17 protein-coding genes are annotated in these 18,879 nt (G+C 39.3%); 14 read left to right on the top strand and 3 right to left on the bottom strand.

Annotated features, from left to right (window positions below; all coding sequences use genetic code 11):
* Positions 1–11: 11 nt before the first annotated feature.
* Complete coding sequence (pheS, locus tag ACXYMX_RS05790) at positions 12–1,049, top strand: phenylalanine--tRNA ligase subunit alpha (protein WP_459043293.1); 1,038 nt, start codon at positions 12–14, stop codon at positions 1,047–1,049.
* A gap of 13 nt (positions 1,050–1,062) precedes the next feature.
* Positions 1,063–3,474 carry a phenylalanine--tRNA ligase subunit beta gene (pheT, locus tag ACXYMX_RS05785; protein WP_459043292.1) on the top strand — a complete coding sequence of 804 codons (2,412 nt, stop codon included), beginning with the start codon at positions 1,063–1,065 and terminating at the stop codon, positions 3,472–3,474.
* A 67-nt stretch (positions 3,475–3,541) separates the two neighbouring features.
* On the opposite strand, the gene ACXYMX_RS05780 is transcribed toward pheT, so the two are convergent.
* Positions 3,542–4,111 carry a hypothetical protein gene (locus ACXYMX_RS05780; protein WP_459043291.1) on the bottom strand — a complete coding sequence of 190 codons (570 nt, stop codon included), beginning with the start codon at positions 4,109–4,111 and terminating at the stop codon, positions 3,542–3,544.
* A 44-nt stretch (positions 4,112–4,155) separates the two neighbouring features.
* Positions 4,156–5,085, bottom strand: a complete 930-nt coding sequence (rnhC, locus tag ACXYMX_RS05775) for a ribonuclease HIII (protein ID WP_459043290.1) — start codon at positions 5,083–5,085, stop codon at positions 4,156–4,158.
* 88 nt (positions 5,086–5,173) lie between these two features.
* Between rnhC and zapA the strand changes: the two genes are divergently transcribed.
* The 12 genes from zapA to uvrC all read left to right on the top strand — a co-directional run bounded on the left by zapA (position 5,174) and on the right by uvrC (position 18,372).
* Positions 5,174–5,434, top strand: coding sequence for a cell division protein ZapA (zapA, locus tag ACXYMX_RS05770; RefSeq protein ID WP_459043289.1), 261 nt, complete (start codon positions 5,174–5,176; stop codon positions 5,432–5,434).
* An 8-nt stretch (positions 5,435–5,442) separates the two neighbouring features.
* Positions 5,443–5,982 carry a CvpA family protein gene (locus tag ACXYMX_RS05765; protein ID WP_459043288.1) on the top strand — a complete coding sequence of 180 codons (540 nt, stop codon included), beginning with the start codon at positions 5,443–5,445 and terminating at the stop codon, positions 5,980–5,982.
* Positions 5,983–6,072: 90 nt separating this feature from the next.
* The gene (gene polX, locus ACXYMX_RS05760) at positions 6,073–7,779 is read left to right on the top strand and encodes a DNA polymerase/3'-5' exonuclease PolX (protein ID WP_459043287.1); all 1,707 of its coding nucleotides are present in this window, start codon (positions 6,073–6,075) and stop codon (positions 7,777–7,779) included.
* A gap of 16 nt (positions 7,780–7,795) precedes the next feature.
* Positions 7,796–10,153 carry an endonuclease MutS2 gene (locus ACXYMX_RS05755; protein WP_459043286.1) on the top strand — a complete coding sequence of 786 codons (2,358 nt, stop codon included), beginning with the start codon at positions 7,796–7,798 and terminating at the stop codon, positions 10,151–10,153.
* Between the two features lie 65 nt (positions 10,154–10,218).
* Positions 10,219–10,632: a DUF350 domain-containing protein gene (locus ACXYMX_RS05750; protein WP_459043285.1), complete on the top strand. Its 414-nt coding sequence runs from the start codon at positions 10,219–10,221 to the stop codon at positions 10,630–10,632.
* Between the two features lie 342 nt (positions 10,633–10,974).
* Positions 10,975–12,672, top strand: a complete 1,698-nt coding sequence (locus tag ACXYMX_RS05745; RefSeq protein ID WP_459043284.1) for a long-chain-fatty-acid--CoA ligase — start codon at positions 10,975–10,977, stop codon at positions 12,670–12,672.
* A 90-nt stretch (positions 12,673–12,762) separates the two neighbouring features.
* Positions 12,763–13,347 (top strand): TetR/AcrR family transcriptional regulator, encoded by a 585-nt coding sequence (locus tag ACXYMX_RS05740; RefSeq protein ID WP_459043283.1) that lies wholly within the window; start codon positions 12,763–12,765, stop codon positions 13,345–13,347.
* Between the two features lie 52 nt (positions 13,348–13,399).
* Positions 13,400–14,173, top strand: coding sequence for an enoyl-CoA hydratase (locus tag ACXYMX_RS05735; RefSeq protein WP_459043282.1), 774 nt, complete (start codon positions 13,400–13,402; stop codon positions 14,171–14,173).
* Positions 14,174–14,202: 29 nt separating this feature from the next.
* Positions 14,203–14,976 carry an electron transfer flavoprotein subunit beta/FixA family protein gene (locus ACXYMX_RS05730; protein ID WP_459043281.1) on the top strand — a complete coding sequence of 258 codons (774 nt, stop codon included), beginning with the start codon at positions 14,203–14,205 and terminating at the stop codon, positions 14,974–14,976.
* A gap of 35 nt (positions 14,977–15,011) precedes the next feature.
* Positions 15,012–15,986 (top strand): electron transfer flavoprotein subunit alpha/FixB family protein, encoded by a 975-nt coding sequence (locus tag ACXYMX_RS05725; RefSeq protein ID WP_459043280.1) that lies wholly within the window; start codon positions 15,012–15,014, stop codon positions 15,984–15,986.
* A 209-nt stretch (positions 15,987–16,195) separates the two neighbouring features.
* Positions 16,196–16,510, top strand: coding sequence for a thioredoxin (gene trxA / locus ACXYMX_RS05720; protein ID WP_459043279.1), 315 nt, complete (start codon positions 16,196–16,198; stop codon positions 16,508–16,510).
* Positions 16,511–16,581: 71 nt separating this feature from the next.
* Positions 16,582–18,372 carry an excinuclease ABC subunit UvrC gene (gene uvrC / locus ACXYMX_RS05715; protein ID WP_459043278.1) on the top strand — a complete coding sequence of 597 codons (1,791 nt, stop codon included), beginning with the start codon at positions 16,582–16,584 and terminating at the stop codon, positions 18,370–18,372.
* Between the two features lie 39 nt (positions 18,373–18,411).
* On the opposite strand, the gene ACXYMX_RS05710 is transcribed toward uvrC, so the two are convergent.
* Positions 18,412–18,831: a YslB family protein gene (locus ACXYMX_RS05710; protein WP_459043277.1), complete on the bottom strand. Its 420-nt coding sequence runs from the start codon at positions 18,829–18,831 to the stop codon at positions 18,412–18,414.
* Positions 18,832–18,879: the final 48 nt, after the last annotated feature.

Raw genomic sequence — 18,879 nt, 5'->3', positions numbered from 1 at the left:
GGAGAATCGCAATGGATCAACAATTAAAAGAATTGAAAGAACGTGCACTTGCAAAAATTAAAGAAGCAACAAATTTGAAAGATTTAAATGATGTCCGCGTTGCTTATTTAGGAAAAAAAGGGCCGATTACAGACTTGCTTAAAGGGATGGGGAAACTACCCGCCGAAGAGCGACCTAAAATAGGGGCACTTGTGAACGTAATCCGTCAAGCCGTTACGGAAGTACTAGAAGAGCGTATGACTAAGCTCGAAGAAGAAGCGATTAATGAACAGCTTGCAAAGGAATCGATTGACGTAACACTTCCTGGCAGACCTGCACGTACGGGTAACCATCATCCGCTTACACGTGTCGTTGAAGAAATTGAAGATTTCTTCATTAGCATGGGTTATGAAATTGCAGAAGGTCCCGAAGTTGAGAAAGATTACTACAACTTTGAAGCACTTAACTTACCAAAAGGGCACCCAGCTCGTGATATGCAAGATTCATTTTATATATCGGAAGACATTCTTCTGCGCACACATACATCTCCTGTACAAGCACGTACGATGGAAACAAAAGGCGGAGCTCCGATTAAGATCATCTGTCCAGGAAAAGTGTATCGACGTGACAGTGACGATGCAACGCACTCTCATCAGTTTACTCAAATTGAAGGTCTCGTCGTCGGTCCGGATATTCGGATGAGTGACTTAAAAGGGACACTATCTTTATTCGCAAAGAAAATGTTTGGTGATGAACGAGAGATTCGACTTCGTCCAAGTTTTTTCCCATTCACAGAGCCATCCGTTGAAATGGATATTTCTTGTTTTAAATGTGGCGGGGACGGATGCAATGTTTGTAAGAAAACAGGTTGGATTGAAATATTAGGCGCAGGAATGGTGCATCCGAACGTGTTAAGAATGGCGGGTTATGACCCTACAGTCGTGACAGGTTTTGCATTTGGAATGGGACCAGAACGTGTTGCAATGTTGAAATATGGAGTGGAAGATATTCGTCATTTCTATACGAATGATGTGCGTTTTGTATCACAATTCCACCGGACGGAAGTTTAAGGAGGAGTATACGATGTTAGTTTCTACAAATTGGCTAAAAGAATATGTGAATATAGATGGAATCTCAACGGAAGATCTTGCGGAGAGAATTACGCGATCAGGAATTGAGGTTGACTCAATTATTGATAGATCCCAAGGAATGACGAATGTTGTTGTTGGTTATGTGATGGAATGTGTTCAGCACCCAGATGCAGATAAGCTGAGCGTTTGTCAGGTAGATGTTGGGGAAGAAGTAACACAAATTATTTGTGGAGCACCGAACATTGCGGAAGGCCAAAAAGTAATTGTGGCACGTCCAGGAGCAGTTCTACCAGGTGATTTTAAAATTAAAAAAGCAAAACTGCGCGGAGAAGAATCGAACGGAATGATCTGTTCACTTCAAGAACTTGCAATCGAAGGGAAACTTGTTCCAAAAGCGTATGCTGAAGGTATTTATGTACTCCCTGAAGATGCAGTACCTGGAGAAGATGCGTTAGCGCTTTTAGGCTTAGATGATAAAGTACTTGAATTTGATTTAACGCCGAACCGTTCAGACGCATTAAGCATGTTAGGTGTAGCGTATGAAGTTGGCGCAATCTTATCTAAAGGTATCAAGCTTCCAGAAATTTTGTATACAGAATCGAAGCAAAAAGCTGAAGAAGTTCTTAAACTTCGCATTAATTCACTTGAAAACAATCCATTATACGCAGCAAAAGTTATTAAAAATGTGAAAGTAGCCGAATCGCCATTGTGGTTGCAAAATCGCTTAATGTCAGTTGGGGTTCGACCACATAATAACGTCGTTGATGTGACGAACTATGTATTGATGGAGTATGGACAACCACTTCATGCATTTGACTACGACCGCCTTGGAACTGGTGAAATCGTCGTTCGTCTTGCAGAAAAAGGCGAGAAAATCAGAACACTCGATGATACAGAGCGCAATTTGGAGCCACATCAATTAGTAATTACGAACGGCAAAGAACCGGTCGCAATTGCAGGTGTAATGGGTGGACTGAATTCAGAAGTTCATTCCGGGACAACTACGATTGTTTTAGAATCAGCTTATTTTGCACCAGGTTCTGTACGTCAGACATCAAAAGAGCACGGATTGCGTAGCGATGCAAGTACAAGATTTGAAAAAGGCGTCGATCCAGATCGTGTTATTGAAGCAGTGGAACGTGCAGCACAGCTTATTTCTGAGCTTGCTGACGGTGAAGTATTATCCGGAATAGTCATGATTGATGAATTGGATAAATCCCCTGTACGTATTACGATTTCTCCGGATGATATAAATAACCGATTAGGGATGAAAATTTCTCTTGAAGAAATGATGTCCATCTTGTCGCGCTTGAAAATCGAAACAAACGCAGTAAATGGCAAGCTCTTCATAGTCGCACCAACTCGCAGACAGGATTTGCGCATTGAAGAGGATATTATTGAAGAAATCGCAAGACTTTATGGGTATGATCACATTCCGATGACATTACCGATTTCAGAAACGAATCCAGGTGGTTTAACACCTTACCAGGCGAAAAGACGAACTGTTAGAGCTTTCTTAGAAGGCGCTGGATTGTACCAAGCACTGACATATTCTTTAACATCAAAAGAGCAATCACAAAAGTATGCGCTTGAGACTGCTCCACTTACGGAATTACTTATGCCAATGAGTGAGGATCGAAGTGTACTTCGCCAGAGTTTAATTCCTCATCTTCTTGAGGCGGCAACGTATAATGTTGCACGCCGTAATGATTCTGTCGCTTTTTATGAGACGGGTGCTGTTTTCCTAGGTGAGACAGAAGAGGGTCTACCGAAAGAAGTTGAGCATGTCGCTGCAGTAATTACAGGCAAATGGGTAGATCATGCTTGGCAGGCAGAAACTAAAGAAGTAGATTTCTTTGTTCTCAAAGGGATAGTTGAAGGCATGATGGATGTTCTTGGTCTCGTTGAAGGAGTATCATTTGAACAGGCAGTTATAGAAGGAATGCATCCCGGACGCACAGCCAATATCTTACTAAATAAAGAGCGTATTGGTTTGATTGGTCAGGTACATCCAACTGAGCAGAAAAAACGTGATTTAAAAAATACGTATGTTATGGAAATAAATCTCGAAAAGATCCTTGAAATTGAAACGGAAGAATTGTTGTATGTGCCAGTGCCACGTTTCCCTTCAAGTTCTAGAGATATTGCACTCGTTGTATCAAGCGAAACTTCTGCAGGAACTCTCGAAAGCATCATTCGACTTGCAGGCGGAAAATTGCTGAACGACGTTAAGTTATTCGATTTGTATGAAGGTGCGAATGTAGAAGATGGCAAGAAGTCCGTTGCATTCTCGTTAACCTATTCAGATCCTGAACGTACATTGACTGACGAAGAAGTCGTTCATGCACATGAAAAAGTATTGAATGCTTTAACGAACGAAGCAGGAGCTTTGCTTCGCGGATAAAAAGTTTGAAAGCGCATTTAGGATTCGTTTCCTAAATGCGCTTTCTTTAATTCGGATAATAGGTACATTAATCAATTACGGTAAATCCAATTTCTTCTTGGAGTTTGAATGTTGTATTTTCAGTCGCACTTCCAGGGTCTTCCGTCCAAAAATCTGCATAACCATGAACGATGTACTCTCCTTCAGGAAACTTATCGTCCATCAGAGATTTGACGAAGTCGATATAGCTTTTGTCGTTTTCATCACTATATCCTCCCGCAAATGCATAATCTTCTCTAAGTGGTTCATTTTGAAGTAACGTAGTAATGATAAGGGGTTCATTCATTGCATAATCGATATCCAAGCCACGTGTTCTTTCCGTTATAGGGAAGTAAAAAGGCGAGGCTGCATGAAAAATATCAATAGACTCTTGCTCTCCAACGTACGTTAATTCTGCATAAATAGAAATGTCTTCCCCTAAGTAAAACAACTCTTTTTCAGTAACTAAGCGGTATATAAAGTCACCATCTTTAACTGAAGCCTCTGCTGGAGGTAACGGACTGCCAGGCTTGTTTAAATTATCTGTGGAAGTAGGTTTTCCGGTTCCGCATGCACTTAACAAGAATAAAACGATAAAAAGTAATGGGAATATTCTCATAGATAATCACCTCATTAGATTAGTTCGTTTCTAGCAACGAATAGTTACATTCTTTTCCGTTCCGCAATTTTTTTGGCTTTCATAGCATTTGCGAAATGCCATTTGGTCATCGATTTCAACTGATCTTCGCCTTTTGTTAACAATAACTTTGCGGCGACCTCATCGACTTTTGCACCCGCTCCTTTGGGTAGTGTTACTCCGGCGTGTTTACTTAACTGGTCCATTTCTTTTAAAAATGCTACTCGAGCAATAATTGAAGCGGCAGCTACCGAAAGATGCAGACCTTCTGCTTTCGTTGAAAACAACACATTTTCACGAATGATTTCAGGTGCAGATTTTATATGATTATAATAGACACCACGTTCCGCAAACTGGTCGATTAAAATATACTCGGGTTTCTCTTCACCCATTTTTCTTAGGACGTGCTTTAAAGCTTGATTATGAAGAAGCGCCTTAATTTTTCCTTGGGACCAGCCGCGACTTTGAATCTCATTGTATTTCTCGTTTTTCAATGTAAGGACACTGTGGATGAGTGTAGCCTTCAGGTCAGGTGCAATCGTTCGCATCAGATCATCCGTTAGTTGCTTGGAATCCTTAACTCCAAGTTCGCGTACGAGTTCAAGTTGGTCTGAGCGGACGTAACATGCGGCGACGGTTACTGGGCCAAAAAAATCGCCTGTCCCTGTTTCATCGGACCCTACGACAGAACGTTCAGCAAATCGTTCCGGCAAAACATCGCCTTTTGTTTGAACTTGATTGTTTTTAGTTTCTACTTTACCCCATAGAGAAGCTTCACGTTCAGCCCCTCCACCTTGAAAGAGTACTTTGCCTGATTTGTAAGCTGTAATTGAAGCGTCAGATAGTTTGGCAGCAAAAATTACTCCAGGTGCGTTTCGAATAACTTTTGACGAAGCATAATGGTGCTTTACCTTTTCTAGCATTTGCTTCGTTAATAGCAATACTTGATTACTCAATTTATAACTTCCTTTCGTCGACTTTATTCCAAGTAAAAGAGTTTCGTGGTATGATTATAACAAGAGTTTGATGAGGGAGGTCAAGTCGTTGGTGGGAATACAAAAAACACGCATAGCTGTTGAGATATATGGTCAAACTTATAAAATGGTTGGTTCAGAGTCGAGCACTCATATGCGCTTGGTCGCCTCGATGGTCGACGACAAGATGAAAGAAATCAGTTCGAAAAATCAAAATCTCGATATGACGAAAATCGCAGTACTAACCGCTATAAACAGTGTACATGATTATGTGAAATTACAGGAAAAAGTTTTGCTTTTGGAAGAAGAATTGAATAATTTGAAGGGTTGACGGACTACATGTTAGATTTACTAATCGTATTTTTGCTCCTGGCTGGTTTGATTACTGGTTTTAGGCGCGGTCTTATCGTACAAATAATACATATGACAGGTTTTATTATTGCTCTACTCGTATCTTATAAATACTATGAAATGCTTGCCGAGAAGTTTGTGTTGTGGATACCTTATCCAGGTGTAACTGCTGGATCGAAGTTGTCGTTTGCAGTTGAAGAGCTAGATTTAGATGAGACTTTTTATAGGTTACTAGCATTTGTACTTATATTTATTATTGTTAAATTTGCTTTGCAATTAATCGCATCTATGTTTGACTTCTTGAAATACTTACCGGTTCTTGGTTTTGTGTCAAGGTTTGTGGGTGCAGCATTAGGATTCATAGAATTTTATCTACTAATTTTCTTCGTCCTATATTTAACGGCGATGTTACCAATAGACATGATTCAAAACTTTATGGAGAATTCAATATTAAAAGATGCGATGTTTGAGCATACACCAATTCTGTCTGAAAAAGTAAAAAACTGGTGGTATATTTATACTACATGACAGCTTCCCTCTTACATAGAGGGGAGTTTTTTCACACTATTGACGTTCCATCGCGATAGCGCACATGCTTATAAAAATGGAGGGTTCCTGTTGAATAAAAAAACAATCATACGCACATTTGAAAAAATTGCATTGTATATGGAGTTACTTGGAGAGAATCATTTTAAAGTTTCAGCATTCAGAAAAGCTGCAAATGTTCTCGAACTTGAACCAAGGAGTCTCGCTGAAATGGATGACATTTTAAAGTTGAAAGGGATCGGGAAAGGTACAGGAGCAGTCATTTCCGATTTGATTGAAAAAGGAGAATCTGACCTCCTAACTGAATTAGAGGAAACAGTTCCTAAAGGGCTTGTTCCTTTATTGAAAATACCGGGTTTAGGTGGAAAAAGGATTGCCAAGTTGCATGAAGCAATTGGCATTGACTCAGTCGATTCCCTTAGAGAAGCCTGTGAAGAAGGAAGAGTTAGTAAGGTACCGGGGTTTGGAAAGAAAACAGAAGAAAATTATTTAGAGGAAATTAAAATTTTAGGAACGAGAAGTGGCAAACATCCAATTTGGCAAGTGGAGAAAGTTGTTTCTCTAGTAGAAGAAGAGTTACAGAAAGTATCTGAAATTAAACGATTCTCTGTTGCAGGAAGTTACCGTAGAACTGAAGAAGAAAGCAGCGATGTTGATTTTATTGTCGTCACGGATGAGCCAGGCGTGGTGCGTGAAAAACTACTTGCATCCTTACCAATTTCAGCAACAATTGCAGGGGGAGATGCAAAACTATCCGTTACACTGGATCTCGAAGAGGCAATTGATGCAGATTTTCGTTTTGTGAAAGAAGAGCAATTTGCGTCTGCAATCCACCATTTCACCGGTTCGAAAGATCATAATGTACGGATGCGTCAACTTGCAAAATCTAAGGGACTTAAGATTAGTGAATATGGTGTTGAACAGGAAGATGGATCTGTGACGACATTTGAATCAGAAGAGGAGTTCTTCAACTATTTTGACTTGCCATTTATCCCGCCTGCAATTCGAAAGAATGGAACGGAATTGGATCGATCGCATGAAATAGCTGGACTTCTTGAACTAAGCGACATTAAATCGGATCTCCATATGCACTCTACTTGGTCAGACGGTGCACATTCAATTCGAGAGATGGTCGAAGCTGCACGCTTAAAAGGGTATTCACATATCGTCATAACGGATCACTCAGATTATTTGAAAGTTGCAAATGGCTTAAGCCCAGAACGATTGAGAGAGCAAATAGCCGAAATTCGTTTGTTAAATAAAGAATATGAGGACATCGAGGTTTTCTGTGGCACCGAAATGGATATTTTGCCAGATGCTTCATTAGATTTTGACGATGAACTACTTTCAGAATTAGATTTTGTCATTGCATCCATTCATTCCAGTTTTAATCAGCCGGAAGAAGAAATTATGGAACGACTCCATACAGCTATGAAGAATCCGCATGTGAATATGATTGCGCATCCAACAGGTCGAATTATCGGGCAACGGGATGGGTATCGAGTAGACATACCTCAATTAATTAAATGGGCACAAGAATACGGAAAAATATTGGAGCTCAACGCTAGCCCTTACCGTTTAGATTTAAAAACAGAGCATTTACAAATGGCTCAAGAGGCTGGGGTTCGTATTGCTATAAATACAGATGCCCATGCAAAAGAACAATTAGATATTATGAGTATAGGTGTAAATTACAGCCAAAAAGCTTGGTTGAAAAAAGAGAATGTGGTCAATACATGGCCATTAGATAAATTTATCCGCGAAATCGTGGGAAAATGAAAGGTAGTGTAAGACAATGGAAACCCGTGTCTTAAAAACACTTGAATTTGATAAAATCCGAGAGCTAGTTGCTGAACAATGTACATCATCAGCTGGACGAACATTTATGGAAGCACTAGAACCAGTTAGTAACTTCGAAGAGGTAATACGACTTCTTGAAGAGACCGACGAAGGCCTTTCTATTCTTCGTGTTCGTGGAAATGTTCCAATGGGCGGAATAAAAGACATTCGTCCCCACGCAAAACGAGTACAAATGGACGGTATGTTAAGCGCTTTTGAACTTATGGAAATTTCGAATACCGTTCGCGCAAGTCGTATTTTACGCCAGTTTATAGAAGTGCTAGTTGCAGATGAGGATATTGAAATCCCTCATTTTGTTTCGAAAAAAGAATCGATTCCTGTACTGACTGGATTAGAACATGAAATCAATTCAGCGATTGATGAAAATGGACATGTCATGGATAGTGCTTCAAGTACCCTTCGTTCAATTCGTCAAGGTCTACGTACGCAAGAAGCACGTGTCAGAGAGAGACTTGAAAGTTATACACGTGGACGAAACGCTGAGAAAATGCTGTCGGATTCTATCGTTACAATACGTAATGATCGATTTGTAATTCCGGTAAAATCAGAATATCGCTCGCATTACGGCGGTGTCATTCACGATATGTCATCATCTGGTCAAACATTATTTATTGAACCAGATGCAGTTGTGCAAGCAAACAACGAAATCAGGAACTTGAAGATGAAAGAATCAGAAGAAGTGGAAAAGATTCTTCTTGGATTATCAGAGAAGGTTCAAGAAGTTGCACATGATTTATTTATTCTCGTTTCTATTTTATCTGAAATTGATGTCATTCTAGCGAAAGCAAAATATGGTGCCCTTAACAAATACACAAAACCAGAAGTGAACAACAAAGGATATATTCGACTATCCCAAGCAAGACATCCATTGTTACCAGTTGAGGAAGCGGTCGCGAATAATATCGAGTTTGGCAATGAAATTACTACGATTGTAATAACTGGACCAAATACCGGTGGGAAAACAGTCACACTGAAAACGGTAGGTCTTTGCGTATTAATGGCACAAGCTGGCTTACCTATTCCAGTTCTTGATGGATCAGAAATTGCTGTATTCGAATCTGTTTACGCAGATATTGGCGATGAACAGTCAATTGAGCAAAGTTTAAGTACGTTTTCTTCTCGAATGGTAAATATCGTAGACATTTTAAAGAAATACGATGATAAATCGTTAATCATTTTAGATGAGCTTGGGTCAGGAACGGATCCGCAAGAAGGTGCCGCTCTTGCTATTTCCATTTTAGATGAAATACATGGCAGCGGAGCGAGGGTACTGGCTACGACACATTACCCAGAGCTAAAAGCATATGGATTCAATCGACCTGGCATCGCGAATGCAAGCGTTGAATTTAACGTTGAGACACTTAGTCCCACGTATCGATTATTAATAGGCGTTCCGGGTCGGAGTAATGCGTTTGAAATATCAAAGCGCCTCGGTTTATCAGATCATATTATCGACCGTGCAAAGACATTTACAGGAACCGACCGCGGTGAAGTCGAGTCAATGATTGCTTCTTTAGAAGAGAGTAGAGTGCGATCTGAAAAAGATGCCGACAAAACACATTCTGTCTTAGAAGATACAGAAAAACTGAAAAAAGAATTTGAAGAAAAGCTAGCGAATTATGAAACGATGAAAGAAACACTTGAAGAAAAAGCAAAAGAACGGGCAAGAAAGATTGTAGAAGATGCAAAGCGTGAATCGGAGAAGGTTATTTCGGAGTTAAGAGAGTTACGATTACATGCGGGCGCATCTGTTAAAGAACATGAACTCATTGAAGCGCGAAAACGCCTTGAGAACGTTGGACCGGGTGAAGTGAAGAAGAAACAAGTTCAAGCTAAAGTGGGACCTAGGCCGTTAGCTGTTGGCGATGAAGTTCAAGTTCTCAGCTATGGTCAAAAAGGAACCTTACTTGATAAAGTTTCAAATACGGAATGGATTGTCCAAATAGGCATCTTGAAAATGAAGTTAGAAGAGTCTGGTCTCCAATATATGAAGCCTGAAAAAGAAAAAAAGACCTATATTTCAACTTCTGTTAGAGGCCGTGATTCCCATGTGAAAATGGAGTTGGATTTGCGTGGAGAACGATACGAAGATGCAATTCATCGAACAGAAAAATATCTTGACGATGCGATATTGTCTAACTATCATCAAGTATCTATCATTCATGGAAAAGGAACCGGCGCATTAAGACAAGGAATTCAGCAGTATTTGAAAAAACATTCTCGTGTTAAAACGTACCGATTTGGTGAACCAGGTGAAGGCGGTTACGGTGTAACTGTCGTGGAATTAAAATAAAGTGAAACCTTTTCACTTCGCATCCGTAAGAGTAGGAATGACCGAGTAAAAAAGGAGTCGTTTTTATGACGAAATCTGGTTTTTGGACGAATCCGTTTGTTGAAGCTGCAGGGTACTTTAGTGTTGTCGTGCTTTGTTTGATTGTGTCTATGGTTTTATTTGAGCTTGTTACAAAATATAAAAATTGGGAACAAATCAAAAGTGGAAACCTTTCAGTAGCCCTTGCTACTGGAGGGAAGATTTTTGGGGTTTGTAACATATTCCGGTTTTCAATTGAAAGACATAATACATTGCCAGAGATGATTGCATGGGGCTTTTTTGGTTTTTCATTATTAATTTTTGCTTACATCTTATTTGAATTTCTTACCCCGAAATTTAATGTAGATAAAGAGATTGAAAAAGATAATCGATCTGTAGGTTTTATATCGTTAACTATTTCAGTTGGATTGTCATACGTGATTGGTGCAAGTATCTCATAGGAGTCGTTGATAAATGGAGAAGTTATCTAAAATCTTAATTGTTGTTTGTATACTATTTGTTCTCGTCGGCGTTTATTGGCTAACATTCTTGGCGGGTTAAAAGTACCTTATGGTACTTTTTTTATTTTCACTAAAAAGATTTAATCCTAATTGCATTCGAATTACACGATTCGACGTTGCTCATCAAACTTTTCAACTCGCTAGCGAGCAAATGAAAATATCGGATTGGATCTTCATTAAAATGATTATATTAAAAATGTATTTGTAAGCGCACTCATTTAATACTATAATTAAGAATAGGAATATTCAATGAAGTATAAAAAATGAAAGTGGGTGCTTAAAATGACGAATAAAGTTTGGTTAGACTTGTATCCTGAGGAAATTCCGAAGACACTTGACTATGAAAAGATTCCGTTGCAAGAGTTTTTGACAAGGGCAAGTTCGAAATATCCTGATAAAAGAGCCATTCATTTTATGGGTAAAGACGTCTTGTATAAAGAACTTTATGAATCGGCATTAAAGTTTGCCAACTATTTACAATCAATCGGGATTGTAAAAGGCGACCGTGTAGCGATTATGTTGCCCAATTGTCCACAGGCCGTTATAGCCTATTATGGGATTCTTTATACTGGAGCGATTGTTGTTCAAACGAATCCACTTTATACCGAAAGAGAACTAGAATACCAGATGAAAGATTCTGGTGCAAAAGTAATTCTTGCGATGGATATACTTTATCCTAGAGTGACGAAAATCGTGAAAAACACAGATATTGAACATGTCATTGTTACTGGAATAAAGGATTATTTACCCTTCCCCAAAAATCTAATTTATCCATTTATCCAGAAAAAACAATATGGCATTACAGTAAAAGTAGAACATCGTGGCATTAATCACCTTTTTACAGAAGTTATGAAAATAGCTAAACCCACTCCAATCAGTTATGAGTTTGATTACGAGAATGATATTGCACTTTTACAATACACAGGTGGTACGACGGGGCCTCCAAAAGGTGTTATACTAACGCATAAAAACTTAATCGCTAATACAACGATGTGTAATGCTTGGTTGTATAAGTGTGAAGAAGGCAAAGAGACGATCATGGGCATACTTCCTTTCTTCCACGTGTATGGAATGACAACAGTTTTAATCTTGTCAGTCATGTTGGGGAATAAGATGGTGTTGTTACCTAAATTTGATGCATTAACAGCATTGAAAACAATCGACAAGCAAAAACCTACATTGTTCCCAGGTGCACCAACAATATATATTGGATTGCTAAATCATCCTGATGTTTCAAAATATGATTTGTCTTCTATAAAGGCTTGTCTAAGTGGGTCTGCAGCGTTGCCAGTTGAAATACAACAAAAATTTGAAAAGCTATCTGGTGGTCGACTTGTAGAAGGATACGGACTGACTGAAACATCACCAGTTACACATGTTAACTTTGTTTGGCAAGAAAATCCGGTGAAAGGTTCAGTTGGGGTACCATGGCCAGACACGGATTCAAGTGTTTTTGGTCCTGATTCTACAGAACCATTGAAACCTGGGGAAATCGGAGAAATCGTCGTCAAGGGTCCTCAAGTAATGAGAGGATACTGGAACAAACCGGAAGACACTAAGGAAACATTTAGAGATGGATGGTTCCTAACGGGTGATCTTGGTTACATGGATGAAAAAGGTTATTTTTATATTGTTGATCGACAAAAAGATATGATAATTGCAGGCGGCTTTAATATTTATCCGAGAGAGATTGAAGAAGTGTTATATGAACATGAAGCAATTCTAGAATGCGTTATTGCAGGAATTCCAGATCCATACAGAGGAGAAACTGTAAAAGCATATATAGTGCTGAAAGAAGGCGCTTCTGTGACGGAGAAAGAACTGGATGCATTTTGTCGTGAACATCTAGCTTCTTTTAAAGTACCTAGAGAATATGAATTCCGAACTGAGCTTCCTAAAACAGCGGTTGGTAAAATTCTCAGAAGAAGTTTGATTGATGAAGAAAAAAAGAAGTTGGAAAAAGAAGCGCTGAGCTCATAACGAAAAACTTGACTACAGCGTAAATTACTATTAATATGAAAATATGAATGATACCTCATTCATATTTTCGTTTTTGGTGGTGATTAAATAATGAAGCGTGATAAGCCGAAGTATAAGCAAATTATCGATGCTGCAGTGATTGTTATTGCAGAGAACGGGTACCACCAAGCGCAAGTTTCAAAAATTGCAAAAGAGGCTGGCGTTGCTGATGGAACGATTTATCTTTATTTTAAAAATAAAGAAGATATTCTCATCTCCGTATTCAGAGAGAAAATGGCCATCTTTACAAATAATTTGCGTGTTATCTTGGATAAGGATATCGACACTTCAGAGAAGTTGCTGAAAATGATAGAAAGCCACTTCCGAGTACTAAACGAGGATAGGCATCTTGCAATCGTAACTCAATTAGAGTTAAGGCAATCGAACAAAGATCTAAGATTAAAAATAAATGAAGTGTTAAAAGAATATCTAAGTCTTCTAGATAACATTTTAAAAGAAGGAATTAATAATGGCGAGTTAACTGTCGGTTTAGATGTTCGACTTGCTAGGCAAATGGTTTTTGGAACAATGGATGAGACACTCACTTCGTGGGTGATGAATGACCAAAAGTATGATTTGATAAAATTATCAACGGATGTACATAAGCTAATCATGAATGGGATGCGAGCTGAGTAAATTGACTCCGTATTTGATAGTTAAAACGTTTATTAAAAAGGGGCGTAGTATTTTGGAGTATATAAGCATTTCGATTGAAGATGGGGTAGCTGTTGCAACAATTGATAGACCTCCGGCAAATGCATTAGCTCGCGCATTGATTTTGGAAGTGGATTCACTTTTAAATCAGGTAGAGAATGATGATTCGGTCAGAGTAATTGTGTTGCGTGGTGAAGGTAGATTTTTCTCTGCAGGTGCAGATATTAAAGAATTTACAACGGTCACTTCTGGGGAAGAGTTTTCAAAGCTTGCTTCAAGTGGCCAGGAAGTATTTGAACGACTCGAGTCTTTTGGAAAGCCAGTCATTGCCTCTATTCACGGCGCGGCGCTAGGAGGCGGCTTAGAACTTGCTATGGCATGTCATATGCGCCTTGTTACTGAGAATGCCAAGCTTGGATTACCTGAATTACAACTGGGTCTTATACCAGGTTTTGCAGGATCACAGCGACTACCTCGATATGTAGGTATGCCTAAAGCTGCTGAAATGTTATTAACGAGCGAACCTATTACTGCCGAAGAAGCGGTGCGATACGGTCTTGCTAATAAAGCGTATAAGGAAGATGAGCTTCTACCAAAAACGATGGAGCTTGCAAAGAAAATTGCGAAAAAAGGTCCAGTCGCAGTAAAAGCTACACTTAAAATGTTGCAATTTTCCAAACCGGAGTCTTATTATAGAGGAGTGAAGGCGGAGGCCGATTCATTCGGTGAAGTTTTCACTTCTGAAGATGCAAAAGAGGGAATACAGGCATTTTTGGAAAAAAGAGAACCTATTTTCAAGGGAAATTAATTTATTAAAAAGCTGAGGGGGTTTGTAACATGAATATTTTTGTTTTGGTCAAGCGTACGTTTGACACTGAAGAAAGAATCACGATTAGTGGCGGTAAAATTGCTGAAGATGGTGCAGAGTTTATTATTAACCCATATGATGAGTATGCGATCGAAGAAGCAATCCAGGTGCGCGATGCAAACGGTGGCGAGGTAACTGTCATCACAATTGGTGATGAAGAAGCAGAAAAGCAACTTCGTACAGCATTAGCGATGGGTGCAGACAAAGCTGTACTTATTAACACGGAAGATGATTTGGATGAAATGGACGAGTTCACATCTGCTAAAATACTTGCAGAATACTTGAAAGATAAAGATGTTGATTTAATTCTTGCTGGAAACGTTGCAATTGATGGCGGTTCGGGTCAAGTTGGACCACGTGTTGCAGAATTATTAGGCATTAACTATGTAACTACAATAACTAAGCTAGAAATTGATGGAACGGCAGTTAAAATTGTTCGGGATGTAGAGGGAGATTCTGAAATGATCGAAACTTCACTACCCCTTCTTGTAACTGCTCAACAAGGACTTAACGAACCTCGTTATCCTTCACTACCGGGTATAATGCAAGCAAAGAGGAAGCCACTCGAAGAACTTGAGTTGGATGATTTGGACCTTGAAGAGGACGATGTAGCTGCGAAGACGGAAACGGTTGAAATCTATCTTCCGGCTGGTAAAGAAGCTGGAAGAGTACTAGAAGGCGACTTATCCGATCAAGTAGCGGAACTTGTAAACTTACTTAAAAACGAAGCGAAAGTAATCTAAATAGATTTCGAAATCGTACTGGGAGGGTCAAATACATGTCGAAAAAAGTATTAGTACTTGGTGAAGCACGTGAAGGTGTCCTGCGTAATGTTTCGTTTGAAGCAATTGCTGCAGCTAAAAAGATTTCTGGTGGAGGGGAAGTTGTCGCAGTATTACTAGGCGATGCTGTTCAATCACTTGGAGAAGAAATGATTCAGTATGGTGCTGACCGCGTAATTGCAGTAGAGCATCCACACTTGAAACAATATACATCTGATGGATATAGCCAAGGTTTCATGGCAGTATACGAACAAGAAAAGCCGGAAGCTATTGTTTTTGGTCATACGGCGCTAGGGAAAGATTTATCTCCAAAAATTGCAAGTAAACTTTCTTCTGGATTAATCTCAGACGTGACTGACATAGAAGGCGATGGCGACAATGCGCTATTTATTCGCCCTATTTATTCAGGTAAAGCATTTGAAAAAGTAAAAGTAAAAGATGGTTTGTTGTTTATCACAATCCGTCCAAATAATATCGCGCCACTTGAACAGGATGCTGGAAAAAGCGGAGACGTATCAACGTTATCTGTTGATATTACAAATCTACGCACAATCATTTCAGAAGTTGTCCGTAAAACTACTGAAGGTGTTGACATGTCCGAAGCGAAAGTTGTTGTTGCAGGCGGACGCGGAGTGAAAAGTGCAGAAGGTTTTGCGCCGTTACAAGAACTTGCTAACCTTTTAGGTGGAGCAATTGGTGCTTCTCGCGGAGCTTGTGACGCGGATTACTGTGACTATTCATTGCAAATTGGACAAACAGGTAAGGTTATTACACCGGACTTATATATCGGAGTCGGTATTTCAGGAGCAATCCAACATATGGCTGGAATGTCTAACTCGAAAATTATCGTCGCGATAAACAAAGATCCAGAAGCAAACATTTTCAAAGTAGCTGATTACGGCATTGTTGGGGACTTATTTGAAGTCATTCCGATGATGATCGAAGAAGTTAAAAAAATTCAAGCCAACTAATTAAAAAGGGCTTGTCTAGTTGCTTTAAATAGAACAGGTGGGGAAGCAGCTCGACTTTTCCCCACCTGTTTTTGCTGTTTATTTTTAAGGGGAATCGTTTTATTCGATTTTGAAAATAGACAGTTCGAGCATAAGCATATATTTAGCCGATGAATTTAGTGCGTGTTACAATGTAGTCAGAGTTACCGATTAAAAGGAGGAAATATTAAATGGCTATTATTAACGCAACTGATAAAGATTTCGCTGAAAACGTAAAAGAAGGTGTCGTACTTGTTGACTTTTGGGCACCTTGGTGTGGACCTTGTAAGATGATTGCTCCAGTTCTTGAAGAGCTTGACGGAGAATTTGAAGGAAAAGCAAGTATTGTTAAAGTAGATGTTGACGATAACCAAGAAACTGCTGGTAAATATGGTGTTATGTCAATCCCTACACTTTTTCTATTCAAAGACGGAGAAATCGTCGAGAAAGTTGTTGGATTCCAACCAAAAGAAGCACTTGCAGAACTAATCTCAAAACACGCGTAAACATTCAAAGCATAATTAATCAAAACCGGGAACCTTCATTGGCTGCCCGGTTTTTTAGTAGGTGAAACTTATTGAATGAATTAATCGAACAAAAACTATCGTTTCTACCTGAGCAACCTGGTTGTTATTTGATGAAAGATCGGCAGGGAACGATCATTTATGTAGGTAAAGCAAAGGTGCTAAGGCAACGTGTACGTAGTTATTTCACAGGGACGCATGATGGTAAAACCCAACGATTAGTAGGCGAAATTGAAGATTTTGAAACAATAATTACGTCATCCAATATTGAAGCATTAATTCTAGAGTTGAATTTAATAAAGCAATACGATCCGAAATATAACGTCATGCTAAAAGATGATAAAACGTATCCTTATTTAAAAATCACAGCCGAACGGCATCCAAAACTAATTATTACAAGACAAGTAAAGAAAGATAAAGGTAAGTATTTCGGTCCGTATCCGAATTCATTCGCAGCGACTGAAACTAAAAAATTACTTGATAGAGTTTACCCTTATAGAAAATGTTATACGATGCCTGATCGTGTCTGCTTGTATTACCATCTTGGACAGTGTTTAGCGCCTTGTGTTAAAGAGGTTACCGCAGAAACATACAAAACTATGGTGGATGACATTACACGCTTTTTAAATGGTGGCTACAAGCAAGTAAAAGATGAGTTGACCGTGAAAATGCAAGCGGCTGCGGAAACGCTAGAATTTGAACGTGCTAAAGAGTATCGCGATCAAATTACGAACATTGAGATGGTTATGGAGAAGCAGTCGATTACAATGAACGATTTTACGAATCGCGATGTTTTCGGTTATTCTGTTTTTAAAGACTGGATGTGTGTGCAAGTCTTTTTCGTTCGACAAGGTAAACTCATTGAACGTGATGTCTCCTTGTTCCCTGTATATCAGGAGCCAGAAGAAGAGATGCTGACATTTATTGGGCAGTTTTATGGGAAGTCAGAGCATCTAAAACCGCAGGAAATTTTGCTTCCTCCAGGAATCGATTCCGATATTATTCGTCAACTGCTAGATGTAAAAGTTTATATTCCACAACGCGGTAAAAAGAAGGATCTTGTTCATATGGCGATGAAAAATGCGGAGAACTCTTTAAGAGAAGAGTTTCACCTGATTGAGCGTCAAGAGACACGAACAATAGGTGCTTGCGAAGAACTTGGTGCAGCGATGAACATTGCAGTTCCGCTACGTATAGAGGCATTTGATAACTCACATACACACGGTGCAGATCCAGTGTCGGCAATGGTGTCTTTTGTAGATGGAAGACCCAACAATCGGGATTACCGGAAATATAAGACGAAGACAGCGGAAGCGCATGATGATTATGGCGCGATGAGAGAAGTTGTGCGCAGGCGATATATTCGAGTTTTGAAAGAGAACTTACCACTGCCAGACCTGATTGTCATCGATGGTGGAAAAGGGCATATGGAAGTGGCCCGCGAGGTTATCGAAGACGAACTTGGTCTATCGATTCCGATTGCAGGTTTAGCAAAAGACGATAAACACCAAACGTCACAATTGTTATACGGGAACCCAGTAGAAGTCATACCGCTGAAAAAAACAAGTGAAGCCTTTTATTTGTTGCAACGAATTCAGGATGAGGTCCATCGATTTGCAATTACGTTCCATAGACAAAAAAGGGGAGCAAGCTCTTTTACTTCTGCATTAGATGGCTTATCAGGTGTGGGTCCAAAACGTAAGAAAATGTTGTTGAAGCATTTTAAGTCGGTAAAGAAAATTCGCGAGGCTACTGCAGGGGAGCTTCAACAAGCGGGATTGCCGTTATCTATAGCAGAATCTGTTGCAAAGCATTTTAGTGAAGAACAGGACACTGAAAAATAGAAAAGGAGATGCAAATGTTCCTTCTGCATCTCCTTTTTGCTATATCTTCGTTTTTGGGTCCCATTTCACATGTATCAAAATGTGCGGATCATTTCGTTTATTGATTTTTTCAGCAAAGCATTCAGTTAAAACACCATTTAGTTTTTGATATTGTTCTGCAATAAAACCAGCTTCGAGATGAAACGTTCTTTCTTTTATATTTATGTATTCACTATCATTTTTTAATTTGAAGAACGCTTCATTTTTCGCTTCTTTTTCAAGAGTGAGTGAACCCCATCCGGCTTCTAAAAAGAAAGTAGGTAATTCTTCTACGTTGAAAACTGGAAATTTTCTAGCGATTTCTTTTCCAGACCAATATAAAATATCGCTCTCATGTGGCCCGAGAATACTTGGCAGCACATGATCTCGTAATAGTTCATAGCCGAATTGGGTCGGCACTCCATACGTACTTTTTTCCAATTTAGTATGCAACCCTTCCAAAGTAATATAATCTGACATTTCATACAA

It is taken from the genome of Sporosarcina sp. CAU 1771, from assembly GCF_054482775.1.
This window is presented reverse-complemented; position numbering and strand designations above follow the sequence as displayed.